This is a genomic window from Bacteroides sp. AF29-11 (assembly GCF_003602895.1).
Lineage (GTDB): Bacteria > Bacteroidota > Bacteroidia > Bacteroidales > Bacteroidaceae > Bacteroides > Bacteroides uniformis.
In genome coordinates this window covers 207,056-227,146 of the sequence record NZ_QTLY01000002.1, presented here as the reverse complement: position 1 = coordinate 227,146, position 20,091 = coordinate 207,056, and the positions used below count along the sequence as shown (strand labels likewise).

Here is a 20,091-nt window from a genome sequence, read left to right as displayed (position 1 = left end):
AATGTTCATTGCCCCAAATATAAACAATAGTTTCCAAAAATGCCGTATTCAACGAAGAAAATCACACCTTGATTGGTGAAAATGAATAAAAAAAGGGTATTGCGACTCTGAAGAATCACAATACCCTTGCATATATTAAATGCAAATTTAAAGGGGCTTATTTTATCAGGTCAATGCTTCTCTTGACAAAGTTGTTCAAAGCTTCACCTTTCAACATACCATTCTGCAGCAGTGCCAAATCTATCAGTTGACGGACAACCTTATTCTTGGCAGCATAATCGGCGAAGATGCCTTCTTTCTGTGTTTTCAGTTCGTCCCACTTCTTATCCAGCTCATTCACTTTATCCTTTTCGGCAGTCGGTATATCCTCATCTTTCTTGCCTTCCTGCTTCTTTTTCAGGTCAGTACGCTGCTTGTTCACTTCATCCATCTCTGCCTGAACCGGAGCAACGGCAGCAGCACATTCCTTATCTTCATCTGCCAGAACTTCTTTTACCAGCTTATGGTCTGAATTCAATACCAGGTTAAACATATCCGGCATTTCGCCATAGAAGCTCATTCCAGCCTGGATATTCGCCATTTCCTTCATACGGCGCATGTACTCGCTCTGAGTTATCATGATAGGAGTGGCATTTTCGCCCAAAGCCTGCGCCGTGATGTTGAACTCCGTCTTATCCATCTTGGGCAACTGGCTCTTGAAGATGGAAGAAAGAACTTCCTGCTTGCCGGTTTCCAACGCTTCATTCTTCTTGTCTTCCTTGACAATCAGATTATCAATAATATCGCTGTCTACACGAGTGAAGCGAACCTTTTCGAACTTCTGTTCCAACATGCTCACCACCGCAATGTCCAGCTGTCCATCCATCAACAGCACATTGTATCCTTTATTCGTAGCGGCCTCTATGTAGCTGTATTGTTCATCTTTATTGTTGGCATACAGATAAATCAGATTTCCATCCTTATCCGTCTGGTTATCTTTAATCAACGTCTTATACTCTTCGAAAGTATAATATTTGCTGTCTGTATCGGTGAAAAGGGCAAAATCCTTGGCTCTATCATAGAAATCTTCCTGCGTAAGCATTCCGTAGTTGATGAAGATTTTCAAGTCATTCCACTTTTCCTCAAACTGTTTACGGTCATTCTTGAAGATAGACTGCAAACGGTCTGACACCTTCTTCGTGATATATGTAGAAATCTTCTTCACGTTGGCATCGCTCTGCAAATAAGAACGGGAAACGTTCAATGGAATGTCCGGTGAATCGAGCACACCATGCAGCAGGGTCAAGAAGTCGGGAACAATACCTTCCACCGAATCCGTCACATATACCTGGTTGCAATAGAGCTGAATCTTATTCTTGTTCAACTCGATGTTGCTCTTCACTTTGGGGAAGTACAGAATACCGGTAAGGTGGAACGGATAATCCACATTCAGATGAATCCAGAATAAAGGTTCGTCGGACATAGGATAAAGGTCACGGTAGAACTTCTTATAATCTTCATCTTTCAATTCGCTGGGTTTCAGCGTCCACAACGGGTTGGAATCATTGATGATATTATCCTCGGCAGTTTCAACCTGCTTGCCGTCTTTCCATTCTTTCTTCTTGCCGAATGCAACCGGGATAGGGAGGAAGCTGCAATACTTCTTCAACAAAGAGGAAATGCGCGCTTCTTCAAGGAATTCCTTGCAGTCATCGTCTATGTAAAGAACGATATCCGTACCACGTTCTGCCTTATCAGTGTCTTCAATCGTAAACTCCGGACTGCCATCGCATGTCCACTTTACAGCCTGGGCGCCTTCCCGATAGGATTTAGTGATGATTTCGACTTTCTTGGCAACCATAAAAGCCGAATAGAAACCCAATCCAAAATGGCCGATGATGGCGTTGGCATCGTTTTTATATTTCTCAAGGAAGTCATTGGCGCCAGAGAAAGCTATCTGGTTAATATACTTGTCTATTTCTTCAGCCGTAAGACCTATACCATGGTCGGACACCGTAATGGTATCTTTTCCCAGCGAGACATGTACGGTTAAATCGCCAACTTCACCCTTGAACTCACCGATAGAGGAGAGTGTTTTCAGCTTCTGTGTAGCATCAACCGCGTTAGAAACCAACTCACGGAGAAAAATTTCATGATCACTATACAAGAACTTTTTAATGACGGGGAAGATATTCTCAGTAGTTACCCCAATATTACCTTTTTGCATACTACATTTATATTTTTTAGATTTATATTTTTAATTATTCCGGCAGATATAGCACAAAAAAAATGCCAGCCCATAAGGACTGACATTTTGACGGTTTTTATAAAGAACAGCTTATGCCTTCCTGATGCTCAGCTCGTCTTTTTCTTTGTCTACTGATACGTTTACCGTATCACCCGGCTGTAACTCCTCCGCCACTATCAGCTCGGAAAGTCCATCCTCCAAGTGGTTCTGAATGGCGCGCTTCAATGGGCGCGCACCAAACTGTACATCGTACCCTTTCGAAGCAAGGAATGTCTTTGCATCATCCTCCACAACCAGCTTGTAACCAATTGCTTCAACCCGTTCGTACAAACCTTTCAGCTCAATGTCCACAATCTTTGTGATGGCCTCCAAAGAGAGCTGGTCGAAAGTAATGATTTCATCCAAACGATTCAAGAATTCGGGAGCAAAGGTCTTGTTCAGAGCCTTTTGTATCACGCTGCGCGAATGTTCATTGTCATCCGTGCGGTTTTGCGCCGCAAAACCTACGCCACGGCCAAATTCCTTCAACTGCCGCGTACCGATATTGGAGGTCATAATGATAACCGTATTCTTGAAATCGATGGTTCTGCCATAATTGTCAGTCAAACGACCTTCATCCAGTACCTGGAGCAAGATGTTGAACACGTCCGGATGGGCTTTCTCAATCTCATCCAGCAAGACAATGGAATACGGCTTGCGACGCACCTTTTCAGTCAACTGGCCGCCTTCCTCATAGCCCACATATCCCGGAGCGGCACCAATCATACGAGATACGGTGTATTTCTCCATATACTCGCTCATATCGATACGTATCAAGGCATCGGCAGAGCCAAACATATATTTTGCCAATTGCTTTGCCAAATGCGTCTTACCCACACCAGTAGGGCCAAGGAACATAAAGGTTCCGATGGGATGGTTCGGGTCTTTCAACCCTACACGGCTACGCAAGATTGCTTTGGTAAGTTTCTCTATCGCAGCATCTTGAGCTATCACCTTCGCCTGTAGTTCTTCCTTCATTCCGGCCAGTTTAAGTCCTTCTGCCTGCGCCATGCGCTGTACGGGTACACCGGACATCATTGAAATAACATTGGCTATTTCCTCTTCACCTACCGTTTGGCGGTCATCCTTCAAACGGGCTTCCCACTCAACCTTCATCTCCTCCAAGCGGACAGAAAGTTCCTTCTCACGGTCGCGGTAGCTGGCAGCCAGCTCAAAATTCTGTGACTTTACAGCTTCAGCCTTCAGGCTACGTGCCTCTTCAATCAGCTTTTCCTGTTCCTCAATTTCTTTCGGAACATTAATATTCGTCAAATGCACACGCGAACCCGCCTCGTCCAAAGCATCAATAGCTTTATCCGGGAAGTTGCGGTCGGTTATATAGCGTGCTGACAACTTGACACATGCTTCCAGGGCTTCATCCGTGTAGCTCACGTTATGATGGTCTTCATACTTCTCCTTGATATTCTTCAATATCTGAAGCGTTTCTTCAGCTGTGGTAGGCTCTACAATCACCTTTTGGAAACGACGTTCCAAAGCACCGTCTTTCTCGATATTCTTTCTGTATTCATCGAGAGTGGTAGCTCCAATACACTGGATTTCACCACGCGCTAAAGCTGGTTTCAGCATATTGGCAGCATCCATGGAACCGGCAGCAGCACCGGCACCTACAATCGTATGGATTTCATCGATGAAAAGGATGACATTCGGATTTTTCTGCAACTCGTTGATGATAGAGCGGATACGTTCCTCAAACTGACCACGGTATTTTGTTCCCGCCACCACAGAGGCCATATCAAGCATCACCACGCGCTTTTCAAACAAAATGCGCGAAACTTTCTTTTGCACAATACGCAATGCCAAACCCTCTACGATGGCAGATTTTCCGACTCCAGGTTCACCGATAAGCACCGGATTGTTCTTCTTACGGCGGCTCAAGATTTGCGCCAGACGTTCAATCTCGCGTTCGCGACCCACAACCGGGTCCAGCTTGCCTTCTTCGGCAGCCCGCGTCATGTCTACGCCGAAATTGTCCAGCACAGGAGTATCATTGGACGGCTTTCTGGATGCAGCCTGTGCAGCCGAAGCCGAACCAGCTCCCCCAGTACGGGAGGAGCGGGACATATTCATATCTTCTTCATCCTCTTCATCATCCTCGGTGAATCCCATTCCCGCATTCGGATTGGTCGATTTCATCGAAAGCTGTTCAAATACAGCCTGATAATCCACCCGGTGTTCTTCCAAAACAGTTGCAGCAAGATTGTCGCCATCTTTCAAGATAGCCAGCAATACATGTTCCGTATCGGCAGTTGCACTTTTCAGCAAACGCGCTTCAAGCATACACATCTTCAATATCTTAGCCGTCATCGGGGACAAGGGCACTTCAGCGTCCGGCAAGAGAGTATCGTCCTCGGCATCCTTTAGGAAACCCTCCAGACGACTTTTTACTCGTTTTAAATCTATATCAAGTTTCAACAATATTTCAATAGCTTTTCCTCCGCCATCACGCAGCATGCCGAGCAGAAGGTGTTCCGGACCAATATAGCGATTTCTCAATCGATTGGCTTCTTCCTTGCTATAAGTAATTATGTCTGAAACTCTTTGTGAAAATTGATTGTTCATATTTTATAATTCTCCTCAATTAAAAAGGTTATCCACGACAAAGATACGCATTTATTAATTCAGCGTATCATATTTAACTGATTTAATAGTATACAAATCCCGTGCCATAAATTTCAAATCTGTTTTTCCACTTTATACCTTATATATTAATAGCAATTTGGTGAGGAATGGAGGGAGTACTTCCATATTTATGTTGCAGGCAACAAAGTTTATGGAGGAAAACTTTTGTATATCGTAAAAAAGCAGTACTTTAGCGTGGTTTTTCACGAACCCGAAAATGTATAATTAATAATCTTTTTAAATGCTTGAACAAGACAGAATTATAAAGATTAACATCGAGGAGGAAATGAAGTCATCGTACATTGACTACTCTATGTCGGTCATTGTTTCACGTGCCCTTCCGGATGTTAGAGATGGTTTTAAACCCGTTCACCGAAGAATTCTTTTCGGAATGATGGGATTAGGAAATACCTCCGACAAACCTTATAAAAAATCAGCCAGAGTTGTAGGTGAAGTATTAGGTAAATATCACCCTCATGGCGACTCGTCCGTTTACGGAGCTCTTGTACGTATGGCTCAGCCTTGGGCAATGCGTTACATGTTGGTAGATGGACAAGGTAACTACGGTTCAGTAGACGGTGACAGTGCTGCTGCCATGCGTTATACAGAGTGTCGTTTGCGAAAAATTGGTGAAGACATGATGACAGACCTTGAGAAAGAGACTGTTGACATGCAGAACAATTTCGATGACTCTTTGCAAGAGCCTACCGTCATGCCGGCCCGTATTCCGAATCTTTTGGTAAATGGTGCATCTGGTATTGCCGTAGGTATGGCTACCAATATGCCGACCCATAATCTATCTGAGGTTATTGACGCTTGTATTGCATACATCGAAAACAATGACATCGATATAGAAGAGCTGATGACGTATGTCAAAGCTCCTGATTTCCCGACCGGAGGCTATATATACGGTATGAGCGGTGTTCGCGAAGCCTATCTCACGGGACGCGGACGTGTCATAATGCGTGCTAGAGCCGAAATTGAGACTGGTTCGACGCACGATAAAATCGTTGTGACAGAAATTCCCTATGGTGTCAACAAAGCTGAATTGATTAAGAATATAGCCGATCTGGCCAACGAAAAGAAAATTGAAGGTATTGCCAATGCTAATGACGAATCCGACCGTGAAGGTATGCGTATCGTTATTGATGTAAAACGTGATGCAAATGCCAGCATTGTACTCAACAAGCTCTACAAGATGACAATGCTGCAGACATCTTTTGGTGTGAACAATGTTGCATTGGTACATGGCCGTCCACGTCTGTTGAATCTGAAAGATTTGATAAAACACTTCGTTGAGCACAGACACGACGTAGTCATCCGCCGTACTCAGTATGATTTGCGCAAGGCCAAAGAACGTGCACATATTCTGGAAGGATTAATCATTGCATCTGATAATATCGACGAAGTAATCAAGATTATCCGTGCTGCTAAAACCCCGAATGATGCTATATCAGGTTTGATGGAGCGATTCCAACTCAGTGAAATTCAGTCACGTGCCATTGTTGAAATGCGTTTGCGTCAGCTCACAGGATTGATGCAAGACCAGCTGCACGCCGAATATGAGGAAATTCAGAAGCAGATTGCTTATTTGGAAGAAATCCTTGTCAATGACGAACTCTGCCGCAAAGTCATTAAAGATGAACTGATTGAAGTAAAAGAGAAGTATGGTGACGAACGTCGCTCGGAAATTGTCTATTCATCAGAAGAATTCAATCCGGAAGACTTCTATGCAGATGATGAAATGATTATCACCATCTCGCACATGGGATACATCAAACGCACACCGCTGAGCGAATTCCGTGCGCAAAACCGTGGTGGGGTAGGCTCCAAAGGTACCGAAACCCGCGATGCAGACTTTGTAGAGCATATTTATCCTGCAACCATGCATAATACCATGATGTTCTTTACACAGAAAGGTAAGTGTTACTGGCTGAAGGTATACGAAATCCCCGAAGGTACTAAGAATTCGAAAGGTCGTGCCATCCAGAATTTGTTGAATATCGACTCTGACGATGCTGTAAACGCCTATTTGCGCGTGAAGAACTTGAACGACCAAGAATTTATCAACAGCCATTATGTATTGTTCTGTACTAAGAATGGTGTCATTAAGAAAACATTGCTTGAGCAGTATTCACGTCCTCGCCAAAATGGTGTAAATGCTATCACTATCCGTGAAGACGACCGTGTAATCGAAGTGCGTATGACAAACGGCGACAATGAAATCATCATTGCCAACCGTAACGGACGTGCCATTCGTTTCCATGAAAGTGCTGTGCGCGTTATGGGACGTACTGCCACCGGTGTACGTGGTATGACATTGGATGAAGACGGTCAAGACGAAGTAGTAGGTATGATATGCATCAAAGATCCTGAAGCGGAAACAATTATGGTTGTATCGGAACAAGGATATGGCAAACGTTCGGATATTGAAGATTATCGCAAGACCAATCGTGGAGGTAAAGGTGTGAAAACAATGAATATCACCGATAAAACGGGTAAATTAGTAACTATCAAGTCTGTTACAGATGAAAATGACTTGATGATTATTAATAAATCCGGTATTACCATCCGTCTGAAAGTCGCCGATGTTCGTATCATGGGACGTGCTACACAAGGTGTGCGTCTAATCAACCTTGAGAAACGTAATGACGAAATCGGCTCTGTATGTAAAGTCACTTCAGAAAATGAAGAGGAACTTATAGAGGAGGGGGAAGAAAATACCCTTGAAAGCCCTCAGAACGAGGTAAACAATGAAAATGAAGAATAGACATAATATTAATTTAAATTTTCTACAATCATGAAAAGAGTATTATTTTCAATGGTTTTACTACTTGTCGCAAGCTTTACTTTCGCCCAAGAAAAGAACGTAAAAGAGGCTAAAAGTATTGCTAACGGAGTAAATCCTGACTTTGCCAAAGCAGAGGAACTGATAAATCAGGCTTTAACCAATCCCGAAACAAAGGACAATGCCGAAACGTGGGATGTAGCAGGTCTTATCCAAAGAAAAAGAAGTGAGAAAGAAATGGAAAATGCCTATCTGAGAAAACCTTATGACACTCTTCAGGTATATAATAGCGCATTGAACATGTGTAAATTCTACTTCAAATGTGACGAATTGGCACAAATTCCCAATGAAAAGGGCAAAATCAAGAATAAATATAGAAAATCTAATTCTGCTACAATTTTAGCAGAACGCGGTAATCTGATCAATGGCGGTATCCAATTCTTTAATTTGGCCTCACAGAAAGAAGGCGATGCAGCCAATGAAGACAATAAAAAAGCATTAGATTTCTTTGCAACATACATTGATATTGCTATCAACCCGATGTTTGAAAAGGAAAATCTATTACAAACAGATACTGTATTACCCCAAATAGCATATTATGCAAGTTTAGCAGCTGCTAAGATGGAAGATTATCCTAGTATTTTGAAGTATGCTCCTTATGCGCAAGATGATAAAGAAGTTGGGAAATACGCAATGGAATTTATCTCTACTGCATTGAAAGCTGAAGGTGATACTGTTAAATGGATTGCTTCTTTAAAAGAAGGTATCCAGAAATATCCTGAACATTCATTCTTCTTCGGTCACTTGATTGATTATTATAGCAATAACAACAAATATGACGAAGCTATGCAGTTTGCTGATGATATGTTGGCTAAAGATCCTAACAATACATTCTATTTGTATGTAAAAGGCTACCTTTATCACAATATGAAGGACTATGATAAAGCTATTGAATTCTATAAAAAAACTATAGAAGTAGATCCTAATTATGCAGAAGCATACTCTAATTTAGGCTTGATTTACTGCTTACAAGCACAAGATTTCTCAGAAAAAGCAACTACAGATATTAATGATCCGAAGTATAAAGAAGACCAGGCTACTCTGAAGACTTTCTATGAAAAGGCAAAACCTTATTATGAAAAGGCAAGAGAACTGAAACCTGATCAAAAAGATTTGTGGTTAAATGGTCTGTATAGAGTGTATTATAATTTGCAAATGGGCCCTGAATTCGAAGAAATTGAAAAGTTGATGTAATACTTTCATAATAATAAAAGCCTAATTAAATTATTAATTAGGCTTTTATTATTGTTATATCATTAAGTAAAGAATGTTATTTCTTAAGTGAGGGAGAGAAGAAATTAAAATTAGATTAAATTATTCCAGCGCTATATTAAACATAATGCTGATATTAATCACTTCTTGATTTTAATTCTATATATTTGCCTTTGTAATTCAAAAGCAGATATCATGAAACGTTTAACTCCCGACACTCGTTGCGTGTTGATTCGCGCTTATTTTCTGACTTCCGGTAATTATACGGTTCGTCGTTCCTTTCCCTATGCGTCTCTCAATGACGTTAAATACATTGCTTCTGTTTTTTGTTCAGTAAACAACTGGACACTATTAGATATTTCTATTGTTCAACGTTAATTTTTTTTGTGTATTATGGAAAAGTATTATTTGTGTTCTATTCAATCAAAGGTAAATCCTAATCAGAACGAAACCGTTCTTGTGTCGGTTGATGAAGTTTCCGAGTTTTTTTCTTCTAATCTTCGTCCCGACTGTGTGATTATCATTTCTCAGTGTTCAACTTTTAAAGCTATTTCTGATGAAAAGTGAAACTAAATCTAAAATCTGGTCTGCAATTATTGCAGCTGCTGTTAGTCTTCTTACGTCTATTGCACAAATATTTTCGTAAGCTATGAATGCAGAATTAATGAAATTCATTGGATGGCTTCTTCGGAATAATGTTAGGTTTGCTGTTACTTCCGCTCTTCGTTCTATTTCTGAAAATGAAGCATGTGGAGGCTCTAATAATTCTCAGCATTTGACTGGTGATGCTGTTGATTTAAAACCTCTTGATTCTTCAGTAGATGGTTTTATTTTGAAAATTAAAAATTCTGGTTTTGTATTTGACCAACTTATAAAGTATCGAACTTTTGTTCATATTTCTTTTGCTCGTGACCGTAAGTCTCGTCAAATGGAATTAGATTTTACTGATAGAAAATGATTACCAAGGAATTACAGAATAAGTTAGTAACTCGTTGTCAGAACCCTCGTACGGTTGTCAACAGATATACACATGAGCCCGTTGTTGTTTCTTGTGGTTCCTGTCCTTCTTGTATTCTCCGTCGTTCCGGTATTCAGACTAATCTGCTTACTTCTTATTCTGCTCAGTTTCGTTATGTATATTTTGTTACTCTTACTTATGCTCCTTGTTTCCTTCCTACTTTGGAAGTTTCGGTTGTTGAAACTTGTACGGATGATATTGCGGATGTTTCCGTTGTTCCCGATATTAATGACTTGGATGCTCGTGACCCTAATACTTATTTGTTTGGTTTTCGCAGCGTTCCTCGTTCCGCTTCTGTCAAGTTAAAGAACTCTACCGTCGAGCGTACATTCAAAGACCCCGATGTAGCGTTCTCCTACCCTATGACTCCCAAGGAATTATTATCTATTCTTAACAAAGTTAAGCATAATGTTCCAAATAGAATTCCTTATGTTTGTAATCGTGACCTTGATTTATTTTTAAAACGTTTAAGAAGTTACTACCCCGATGAAAAACTACGTTACTACGCTGTATCAGAATATGGACCCACGAGTTACCGCCCGCATTGGCATCTGTTATTGTTTTCCAATTCCGAGCGATTCTCGCAAACTGTTCTTGAAAATGTATCTAAAGCTTGGTCTTACGGACGTTGTGATGCGTCACTCTCGCGAGGATTCGCAGCACCGTATGTTGCGTCGTATGTTAATAGCTTTGTCTCTTTACCCGACTTTTATACTCAGATGCCAAAAGTGGTGCGACCTAAATCCTTCCATTCCATTGGATTTACAGAGTCAAATCTCTTTCCTCGAAAGGTACGAATTACCGAAATTGATGAAGTTACCGATAAGTGCCTTAATGGAGTCCGCGTTGAACGCGATGGCTATTTTCGGACAATTAAGCCTTCATGGTCGTATCTCCTTCGATTATTCCCCAGATTTTCGGATGCTATTCGTCAATCTTCATCGAACGTTTACCAGTTACTTTCTGCTGCGTTCACAGCGCCCGAACGAGTCATTCGTAGCGGATGTGCTGATTTGAGTTGTGACCCTTTTAACGAGTCTTCCAAGCAAAGTATATTATCTTTTTGTAAACAGTATTTAAATTATGTAGACAATTATGGAAAAAGAAATGACGAACGAAATGTTCTCTCACCTAAAGAAAATTTACCGCATAGTGATATTCTCATTTTGTCTGAATGTCGTTTGTATGATGGTGTTGATTTGGAAACTGTTCATCGCACAACCCGATTATACCGCTTTTTTCTCGGAATTGCGAAAAGTTTACGAATATACATATCAGATGGCTCATCCCTCTCCGGACTTGGACGATATGCCGGAGGCTCTTCGTCAAGAATTGGATTCCAAAGAGCTCTACGAGTCCTCTCCGAGAAGATAGTCGAATTCTGGAGCCGTTACGATTATAATCGTCTTGTTGATTTTTATCAGACTTTGGAAGACTCTAATGATAAGGATTTGCTTGACTTTGAGCTTCGTAACTACTCCTTTCGCTATGATAAATCTGTATTTGATAATGAATTACCTTATAAATCTCTCCCTCTTGTTCGTCGTTTGGCTGCTGCGTCATTGATGAAATGTCGAGATAAGGTTAAACATAAGAAGGTTAACGATTCATTCGGTATTTTTTCGTATCAAGATTGATAATACTTAAACCTTAACTATTTTTTTTATGGCTTCTTACATTGGAATGTCCAATCTCCAGAACCACCCTCACCGTTCTGGATTTGACATTGGACGTAAAAATGCATTTACTGCGAAGGTTGGTGAGCTTCTTCCCGTCTACTGGGATATTTCTATGCCTGGTGATAAGTACAAATTCAATATTGAGTATTTTACTCGTACTCAGCCAGTTGAAACTTCTGCTTATACTCGGTTGCGTGAATATTTTGATTTTTATGCTGTTCCGTTGCGTCTTCTCTGGAAGTCTGCACCGTCTGTATTGACACAAATGCAGGATATCAACCAGATTCAGGCTTTGTCTTTGACTCAGAATTTGGCTTTAGGTACTTATTTGCCTTCGTTGGGTTTGAATTCTCTTTCTTCTGCTATTTATTCTTTGGCTGGTGATTATTTTTCTCCTGGTAATTCTTCTGCGTTAGTAAATGCTTTCGGTTTTTATCGCGCTGATTTGTCTTATAAGTTATTAAATTATCTTGGTTATGGGAACTTTATCCGTTCTCATCCTAATTCTAATTCTCGTTGGTGGTCTACTTCTTTGAAATATGCTGACGATAATTCTACTTATACTCAGCAGTTTATTCAAAATAATACTGTAAATATTTTCCCCTTATTGGCTTATCAAAAGATATACCAGGATTTTTTCCGTTGGTCTCAGTGGGAGAATGCGAATCCTTCTTCTTATAATGTGGATTATTTTTCTGGTGTTTCTCCTTCTTTGGTTTCTGCACTTCCTGAAGCTTCTTCAGATTATTGGAAATCTGATACTATGTTTGACCTTAAGTATTGTAATTGGAATAAGGATATGTTAATGGGTGTTCTCCCGAATTCTCAGTTTGGTGATGTTGCTGTAATCGACCTTCCTTCTGAAGGTATTAATCTCCAGGTTGCTGATACCTCTGGTACTCTTCATCCTGTTGGAACTGCGACTGTTATGACTTCTGGGATTGCTACTTCTCCTATTGGTGTTCATCTGTCTTCCGGTCAGACTATAAATGCTGGTTCTTATTTTACTACTAATGTAAAGGATATTGCTTCTAAGTTTACAGTTCTTGCTCTTCGTCAAGCTGAAGCACTTCAACGTTGGAAAGAAATCAGTCAGTCTGGTGATTCCGATTATCGTGAGCAGATTCGTAAACATTTTGGTGTGAACTTACCTCAAGCTCTCTCCAATATGTGTACTTATATTGGTGGTATTTCCCGTAATCTTGATATTAGCGAAGTTGTGAACAATAATCTTGCTTCTGAAGGTGATACTGCTGTTATTGCTGGTAAAGGTGTCGGTACTGGTAATGGTTCATTTACTTATATGACTAATGAGCATTGTGTCGTTATGTGTATTTATCATGCTGTGCCTTTGCTTGATTATACGATTACTGGGCAAGACGGTCAGTTGCTTGTAACTGATGCCGAGTCTCTTCCGATTCCGGAGTTTGATAATATAGGTATGGAGGTTCTTCCTATGACACAAATTTTCAATTCTCCTAAAGCGTCTATTGTTAACCTGTTTAATGCTGGGTATAATCCTCGTTATTTCAACTGGAAGACAAAACTCGATGTTGTCAATGGTGCGTTTACTACGACTCTTAAGTCTTGGGTTTCTCCTGTTACCGAGTCTCTTCTTTCTGGATGGTTTGGTTTTGGTTATCAAGAAGGAGATGTTAACGAGAATACTCGTGTTGTCTTGAATTATAAATTCTTCAAGGTTAACCCTGCTGTTCTTGACCCTATTTTTGGTGTTAATGCTGACTCTACTTGGGATACCGACCAACTTTTAGTTAATTCTTATATCGGTTGCTATGTTGCGCGTAATTTGTCTCGTGATGGTGTACCTTATTAAATTTTGTTTTAATTATGATTGGAAAGTTTAATTCTTTGAAAAGTTTGGAACAAGGTTCCGAATCTATTCCCAATGTTGAGCCGGATGCTTTTGCAGTTGCTCCCCAGTTTGATTCTACGGAGGAACTTCGTGTAGAAATCGATGAATCTGATGAGACTCGTCCGGTGCGTTATACTTCTGATGTTCGCTTGATTCTTCATACTAAGGACTTGGCTTCCCGTGCTGGTCTTGCTGTTGCTTCCAAGTTCGGACAAAGTAAACAATCTGCTTCTCAGATTCAACAGATTATGGATAAAATGTCTGATGATGACCTTTTGGCAACGGTTCGTTCCCGACATATTCAAGCTCCTTCTGAGATTATTGCCTGGTCTAAGGAATTGTCGGCTTATGCTGAAAATCTTGAGTCTCAAGCACAAGAATTGATTGATGCTGAAAATGTTAAACAAGAAGCAGAAAAGGCGGCTGCTGCTTCCGCTGGTGCTGCTTCCTCTGAATAATGGGTCTTCTTGGTTCAATCGCTGGTGGTCTTTTTGGCATTGGTTCTTCTGCGATTCAGAATTCACAGAATAGACAAAATGTCCGGGAGACCAATCAGATGAACTATAGGATAAACCAGATGAATAACCAGTTTAATGAACGTATGGCTATGCAGCAGCGCGATTTCCAGGAAAGTATGTGGAATAAGGAAAACGCATATAATACTGCCTCCGCGCAACGTCAACGTCTCGAGGAAGCTGGTTTAAATCCTTATCTGATGATGAATGGTGGTTCTGCCGGAACTGCACAATCTGTTGGTACTGGTGCTTCTGCCTCTTCTGCTGGTTCTGCTGTCATGCAACCTTTCCAGGCTGATTATTCCGGTGTTCAGCAGGCTATCGGTTCTGTGTTTCAGTCCCAGGTTCAGCAAGCCCAGGTTTCACAGTTACAAGGACAGAAGAACCTTGCGGATGCTCAGGCTATGCAGGCTCTTTCCAATGTTGATTGGTCTAAAATGACGAAAGAAACCCGTGAGTATCTGAAAGCTACTGGTTTGGCTCGTGCCCAGCTTGGTTATTCTAAGGAAATGCAGGAACTTGATAATATGGCTTTTGCTGGACGTCTTCTCCAGGCTCAAGGTACTACCCAGTTGCTTGATGCTGAAGCTAAGACTGTCCTTAACAAGTATCTTGACCAACAGCAGCAGGCTGACTTGAGTGCTAAAGCTGCCGAGTATTATAATCAGATGTCTCATGGACATTTGAATTATAATCAAGCCAAGAAAGTTCTTGCTGATGAAATATTGACTTATGCAGAGGTAAAAGGTAAGCGTATTTCTAATAAGATAGCTGAAGCTACTGCTGATTCTTTTATTCGTGCTTCTAATGCTTCTAACCATTCAAATGCTGAATTTGAGCTCGAAGCTTCTAAATTTAATCGTGAACGTGCTCGTTCTCGTAGTATTGAGGATTGGTATCGTTCTCGTAATGAAGGTAAAAAGTATAAATATTACGATTCTGATAAGGCTGTTCATTATGGTACGTCTATTGGTAATACTATAGGAAATTTTTTACCTTGGTAGAACTTTTTGTTTGTTATGTGTTTACCCGGTTCGCAGTGATGCGCGTCGGGTTTTGTTGCTTGGAGTAATTTCTGGCAACCGCGCGTAGCGTGGTTATACACCCACTGAATTTCGGGACGTTAGGACTGAAATCAGAGCCGAAGGCTATAGTACTGCCATCCTAAAAGCTTGATGTCTGCAACGCGTAAGCAATTTTCCGTAAATCTTCTCTCTCCCTTCGCTGCTAAACACCCTGTCGCTTGCGACCCCATTTGGCCGATTTACTTAAAACGATTCAAGTCCGAAGGAAGAAGAATCGTCCAAGTGATGAACGCAGTGAAGAACGCGCGAGCACAGCGAGCATAAAAATCAGAATTCCTTAAAGTCTCTGGATATTTGGCGAAGCCTACATGAGTTTGCCCGAAGGGAAAGCGATTTACCTCATCGCTTTCAGTACCTTCTTGTCTTATATACGCAAACTCACAGACCACTGTATTATTATAGTTGTAATTGTTTTTATTTGTTAATCACAACTGTAAAGTGTTTATTTGTATTAAACATTCTGCTGATATTGAATAGAAACCATATATACCTATATTCAACACCTAATTCGGTCTTCCGTAAATTACCAACAATGGTGTATCAGAATGGAAAATCATCTTTCTGGCAATGCCAGGGTTAAATAAGCGCGAAAATATATTTCTTTTATAAGAAGTTAATGTTATAATATCAATATGATTACTTTTGATATAACTGTCTAAACTACTAAGCAGATTATCGTTCTTTACCACATCATAGTATATTTCCAATTGTGGATATTGTTTTTGAAAATATTCCTTAATACCAGCCAGTTTTATTTCATTCCATGTATTCTGAACATCTGAAAGATGTATCAGAGACACTGAAAATTTAAATGATTTCAGATTATTTATTAGCGAATCAAAAGCTATTAAATCACGTTGATCAAAATTAGTAATGAATGCAATACGCTTAGCTTCAGAAAATTGCTTGAATGGAGTATTTTCAGGAATGGCCAATACCGGTACACGGCTACGTTCAATCACTTCAGCCGTTACACTGCCGATCAAATCAATATCCTTCTGACTTTTACCACGAGTTCCCATTATGATAATGCGTGGCCGATATTCCTTGGTATAGCGGAGTACCTCTTCTTCAGGAATACCTTCACGCAAAACACAAGTATATTTAATATCTGGAAACTCGCCGGAAGCTACCTTCTCTTTTACTTTATCAGATAATGCATTCAAATCAGCATGAACTTTTTGTAAGATACTCCTTACATTCTCCTCATCACTTAGCTGATAGTTAAATACGTCTCCGTATGGCAAAGAAGTTGCATATATAGGAGTAAAATAAACATGTAGCAAAACAACTTCTGCACCTATATTCTGAGCGAAATTGAAACCGAACTCGCAAGCCTTCAAAGAATAATTGGAAAAATCCACTGGAATCAGCACTTTATTACTAACCTTCTCCAGTTTAGGTGACTTCCCCCCCACTACCTCTTCAGATAACCACGCAGAGCTTTCAGTAATTTTCAGAGCATGAGGTAAGTCACTCTCCTTAATACGTACACGTACGCCAGAAGAAACAACCGGTTGTATCTGGTTTACATTGTGAATATAAGTCTCAATACCTTCATTTTCAAGAACATTTTTCAATATTTGAGCTTTCGCGTACGTTAAGATTGCCAAAGTAACTAATTTATCTTCCATATATCATTGATTTTGAGATTAAAACAAACAAGAAATCCCAATTGTTGTCAGCAATTGGGATTCTATCTAACTTTCTCTTCTTAAGCTCGAACAGCTTCTTCAGTCTTACCTGCCATTTCATCTAAAATTTTTAAAGCTCGCTCTAAAACAGTAGTATCATCAATCATAACCAATCCACCATCTGGTCCAGGTTCCAAGTGAATCCCAACACTTTTCCCCTCCTTAAAATTGTGTCCACCGAAAAAATTTCTTACAGTGTCAACATTCAGTCCAAGTTCATCGGCTATTCTATGCATACTACCACTAGGCAATGAGTCTTTAATCTTACGTAATTCATTAAATGTTATTGTTCTCATATTCATAAATTTAATGGTTAATACTCTGTACTTTTTATTATCACGCTATAAACTTAAGGAAAAAAAAGGATAAAACAAACTATTTCTTTATCTTTTTTCAAAAAGAATATTGCCTCTCCAAAAAATAATCATTTTCAAGTATGCAGAATTATAAGTACAGAGAAAAAGCTCCTAAAAATAGACAGAAACAGCTCGTATAAAGCAGAATTATCGGGTTTATACGAGCTGTTTTTAGAATACAGGGAAAATTTAAATACCTTCTATGGCAGAAGCTGGAACCCACCCTACTTTACCATCTTCCAAACGAATTTCTTTCCATTCACGCATAGAGTTGTCTTTTATCTCAACTTTACGTCCCTCATGAAGAATGAACAGACTTGTACCACTTTCACTGGGAGTACTACGCACTGTGACACTAGGTGCCAACACTATAGCTTCGTTACGTTCCATCAGTTCGCCTTTTTGCTGAGCAGCAAACACATTACTCAATATAACAAGAACCAGGAATACTATTCCTGCAATAAATCCCACTTTCTTTCCCGTAATCTGTTTTGAAAAGAAAAAGAGATAGAACGAAACGAGTAATAGTACAAAGAACACAATCCCCAACTTAGCCCATGCGTCTACGCTAAGACAATTAATCAACGATTTAGTCCAAGATACAAAGAAAACCTCAGGAATTGGGATTACCTTATCGATTGTCTTAGAACGTGCTATCTCCAAATTTGCACGAATATCAGCATTACCAGGTTCCAACAACAAGGCACGCTCATAATTCAATATAGCTCTTGCTATATCATCTGCCTTATAATAACTGTTGCCAAGATTATAATAGACCTCTGCAGCCTCTCCCTTCTTTAACAGATTCTCATATATTTGAATGGCAGAAGCATAATCATTCCGTATATAAGCGCTGTCACCTTCAGCCTTTGTCACATTGCTTTCTTGCCTTGCAGCAGAGAATTCCGCATGTGAACCGACGGATGTAGAGTCACTAGCAGTCTGTAATGTATCTACAGATGCAGAATTCTGCCCATAGGCAGTAATTGCCATCACTAGACTAAGAGTAAAAAACAATATTTTATTCATTACCATTTCCTCCTGATTAATGTTTTATCGAGTTTTCCATTTTACTGATAACTTCCAAAGAAGCTGAATATACCTTATCCATAGCCTGGTTATCATCACCCGGAGCAAAGCGGGCAAACTCACAGTTATTCAATGCATCGAGGAATTCCTTTATCAACGCATCATTCACACCATAATTACGAAGTTCCTCTTCGATATTATCCTTAGACAAACGGGATACCGGAATGTTCAGTTTATCACTGATATACCCCCAAAGAGCCTTCAAAACCTCATCATAAAACGCATCTTTCTTATTCTCAACCAATAATTTACCAGCTTGCTTCATACGTTTCACCGCCACTTTATTGGCTTTCTTGGTACGCATCTTTGCTACATTTGCATTGGCTGCTATTTGCTTACGATAGATGATAAAGAATGTAATGAATGCAATACCCGGTATCAAATAAAGTAACCAATACGTCAACGAACCGAAGAAGAAATCACCTTTGGGAGACAGAGTAACATTATTCTGCTTGATAAAACGAATATCCTCGTTCAATACTTTCAACTCTTCCTTGCTTGTAAAGTTTGCAATAGTCTGAGCAGCATTGCCTGCTCCCTTTTCCACATGCAATTCATACTCTTCCGTAGTCAACGTTTTATACGAACGGGAATTAATATCAAAATAACTGAACTTTACGGCAGGAATCTTATAAGTTCCCGCATTACGAGGAATTGCCAGATACTCAATGACCTTGCTACCGGAGAGGCCCGAATTTGTCAGACGGAATTTATTGTCCACCTTCGGATCATATACTTCAAAATCCTCGGGGAATTTAACTTCCGGATTAGAGAGCAATTTCAGATTACCGGTACCAGAAATGACAAGTTTGACAGTAACAGCATCATTGGTCTTGACATTTGTACTATTGATAGAAGAAGTTATATTGAACTCTCCCACTCCTCCCGAAAAATCGGCTGGCTTACCTGCCGGCAAGGGCTTTACGTCAATTGTCAGTTGCGGAGTCAAAATTGTCTTTTTAACTTCTACGTAATTGCTTCCTCCATTGAAAAATGCCTCGAACGGATCAGCAACTTGTGTAGCCTTTGCAATGGAAGCATCAAAGCGTGCTGCATCAATTGTCAGCTTACCGGCTTGTTGCGGGAACAACACAAACTGACGATAGATTGTAGACTGATAATTTCTACCTTTATAATGCTCCAATCCCCATCTTCTGTCATTAGGCAATTCTACTTCCTGAGAATGGAATCCTTTGAAGTCAGGCAATTTCACATTATCAAACATACGTAAGTCCACCAAGGTATATATCTTGTATGTCAGCAGAAAAGCCTCTTGTTCATACACCGTCATCTTACTGGCAGTAGCTGTAATAAACAAATCACTATTCGATACAGATGTCCCGGAAGAAGCGCGGCTGGCAGTGCCCTCACTCTGTTTGCCACCATTTCCAGAAGCTCCATTAGCAGCCTGATCTGCCGGAAGAACCCTTACTTGTACAGAATTCGAAACCATTTGGTTACCATCAGCAGTGATAGTGGCTCCTGGAATAGTAAAATCACCTTCTGCAGTCGCCATTAAAATATAAGTGAATGTAATACTGCTGGTTGAAGTCGTCTGCCCATTAATCATCTGCACGCTACTCTGTTGCGAGCGGCTGGGCCCCATCAACACATCAAATCCCTTCATAGAAGGAGCACGAAAGTCCCTTACCTTTTGTGTAGTCACCGTATACGACAGTCTGAACTGGTCTCCTACCGCCACAGCGTCAGGAGCGGACGCAGTAAACGATACCTTGCCATCGGCAAAGGCATTCATACTGACTGCAATCAGTGCTATCCATAAGAAAACTATTTTTCTCATATATTATTCCTATTA

13 protein-coding genes are annotated in these 20,091 nt (G+C 40.3%); 7 read left to right on the top strand and 6 right to left on the bottom strand.

Annotated features, from left to right (window positions below; genetic code table 11):
* Positions 1-157: 157 nt before the first annotated feature.
* Both htpG and DWZ03_RS03635 read right to left on the bottom strand, forming a co-directional pair.
* On the bottom strand, positions 158-2,206 hold the full coding sequence (htpG, locus tag DWZ03_RS03640) for a molecular chaperone HtpG (protein WP_120128867.1): 2,049 nt from the start codon (positions 2,204-2,206) through the stop codon (positions 158-160).
* A gap of 111 nt (positions 2,207-2,317) precedes the next feature.
* Complete coding sequence (locus DWZ03_RS03635; protein WP_005837192.1) at positions 2,318-4,846, bottom strand: ATP-dependent Clp protease ATP-binding subunit; 2,529 nt, start codon at positions 4,844-4,846, stop codon at positions 2,318-2,320.
* Positions 4,847-5,147: 301 nt separating this feature from the next.
* Between DWZ03_RS03635 and gyrA the strand changes: the two genes are divergently transcribed.
* The 7 genes from gyrA to DWZ03_RS03590 all read left to right on the top strand — a co-directional run bounded on the left by gyrA (position 5,148) and on the right by DWZ03_RS03590 (position 15,055).
* Positions 5,148-7,676, top strand: coding sequence for a DNA gyrase subunit A (gene gyrA, locus DWZ03_RS03630; RefSeq protein ID WP_005827761.1), 2,529 nt, complete (start codon positions 5,148-5,150; stop codon positions 7,674-7,676).
* A gap of 30 nt (positions 7,677-7,706) precedes the next feature.
* Positions 7,707-8,948, top strand: a complete 1,242-nt coding sequence (locus DWZ03_RS03625; protein WP_005837195.1) for a tetratricopeptide repeat protein — start codon at positions 7,707-7,709, stop codon at positions 8,946-8,948.
* A gap of 667 nt (positions 8,949-9,615) precedes the next feature.
* Entirely contained in the window at positions 9,616-9,924 is a 309-nt protein-coding gene (locus DWZ03_RS03620) for a D-Ala-D-Ala carboxypeptidase family metallohydrolase (protein WP_120128864.1), read from the top strand.
* Entirely contained in the window at positions 9,921-11,621 is a 1,701-nt protein-coding gene (locus DWZ03_RS19890) for a hypothetical protein (RefSeq protein WP_165859846.1), read from the top strand. Before DWZ03_RS03620 ends, DWZ03_RS19890 begins: the two co-directional genes overlap by 4 nt.
* 28 nt (positions 11,622-11,649) lie before the next feature.
* The gene (locus tag DWZ03_RS03600) at positions 11,650-13,497 is read left to right on the top strand and encodes a major capsid protein (protein ID WP_120128855.1); all 1,848 of its coding nucleotides are present in this window, start codon (positions 11,650-11,652) and stop codon (positions 13,495-13,497) included.
* Positions 13,498-13,511: 14 nt separating this feature from the next.
* Entirely contained in the window at positions 13,512-13,994 is a 483-nt protein-coding gene (locus DWZ03_RS03595) for a hypothetical protein (RefSeq protein ID WP_133303143.1), read from the top strand.
* A gap of 119 nt (positions 13,995-14,113) precedes the next feature.
* Entirely contained in the window at positions 14,114-15,055 is a 942-nt protein-coding gene (locus tag DWZ03_RS03590; RefSeq protein ID WP_133303141.1) for a hypothetical protein, read from the top strand.
* Positions 15,056-15,639: 584 nt separating this feature from the next.
* Here the strand turns inward: DWZ03_RS03590 and DWZ03_RS03585 are convergent.
* From DWZ03_RS03585 to DWZ03_RS03570, 4 genes are all read right to left on the bottom strand, one after another.
* Positions 15,640-16,770 (bottom strand): universal stress protein, encoded by a 1,131-nt coding sequence (locus DWZ03_RS03585; RefSeq protein ID WP_005827758.1) that lies wholly within the window; start codon positions 16,768-16,770, stop codon positions 15,640-15,642.
* 80 nt (positions 16,771-16,850) lie between these two features.
* Positions 16,851-17,126: a DNA-binding protein gene (locus DWZ03_RS03580; RefSeq protein ID WP_085929906.1), complete on the bottom strand. Its 276-nt coding sequence runs from the start codon at positions 17,124-17,126 to the stop codon at positions 16,851-16,853.
* A 249-nt stretch (positions 17,127-17,375) separates the two neighbouring features.
* Positions 17,376-18,221: a tetratricopeptide repeat protein gene (locus DWZ03_RS03575; protein ID WP_022402395.1), complete on the bottom strand. Its 846-nt coding sequence runs from the start codon at positions 18,219-18,221 to the stop codon at positions 17,376-17,378.
* A gap of 10 nt (positions 18,222-18,231) precedes the next feature.
* Positions 18,232-20,076: a BatD family protein gene (locus tag DWZ03_RS03570; RefSeq protein ID WP_016273794.1), complete on the bottom strand. Its 1,845-nt coding sequence runs from the start codon at positions 20,074-20,076 to the stop codon at positions 18,232-18,234.
* Positions 20,077-20,091 lie beyond the last annotated feature (15 nt).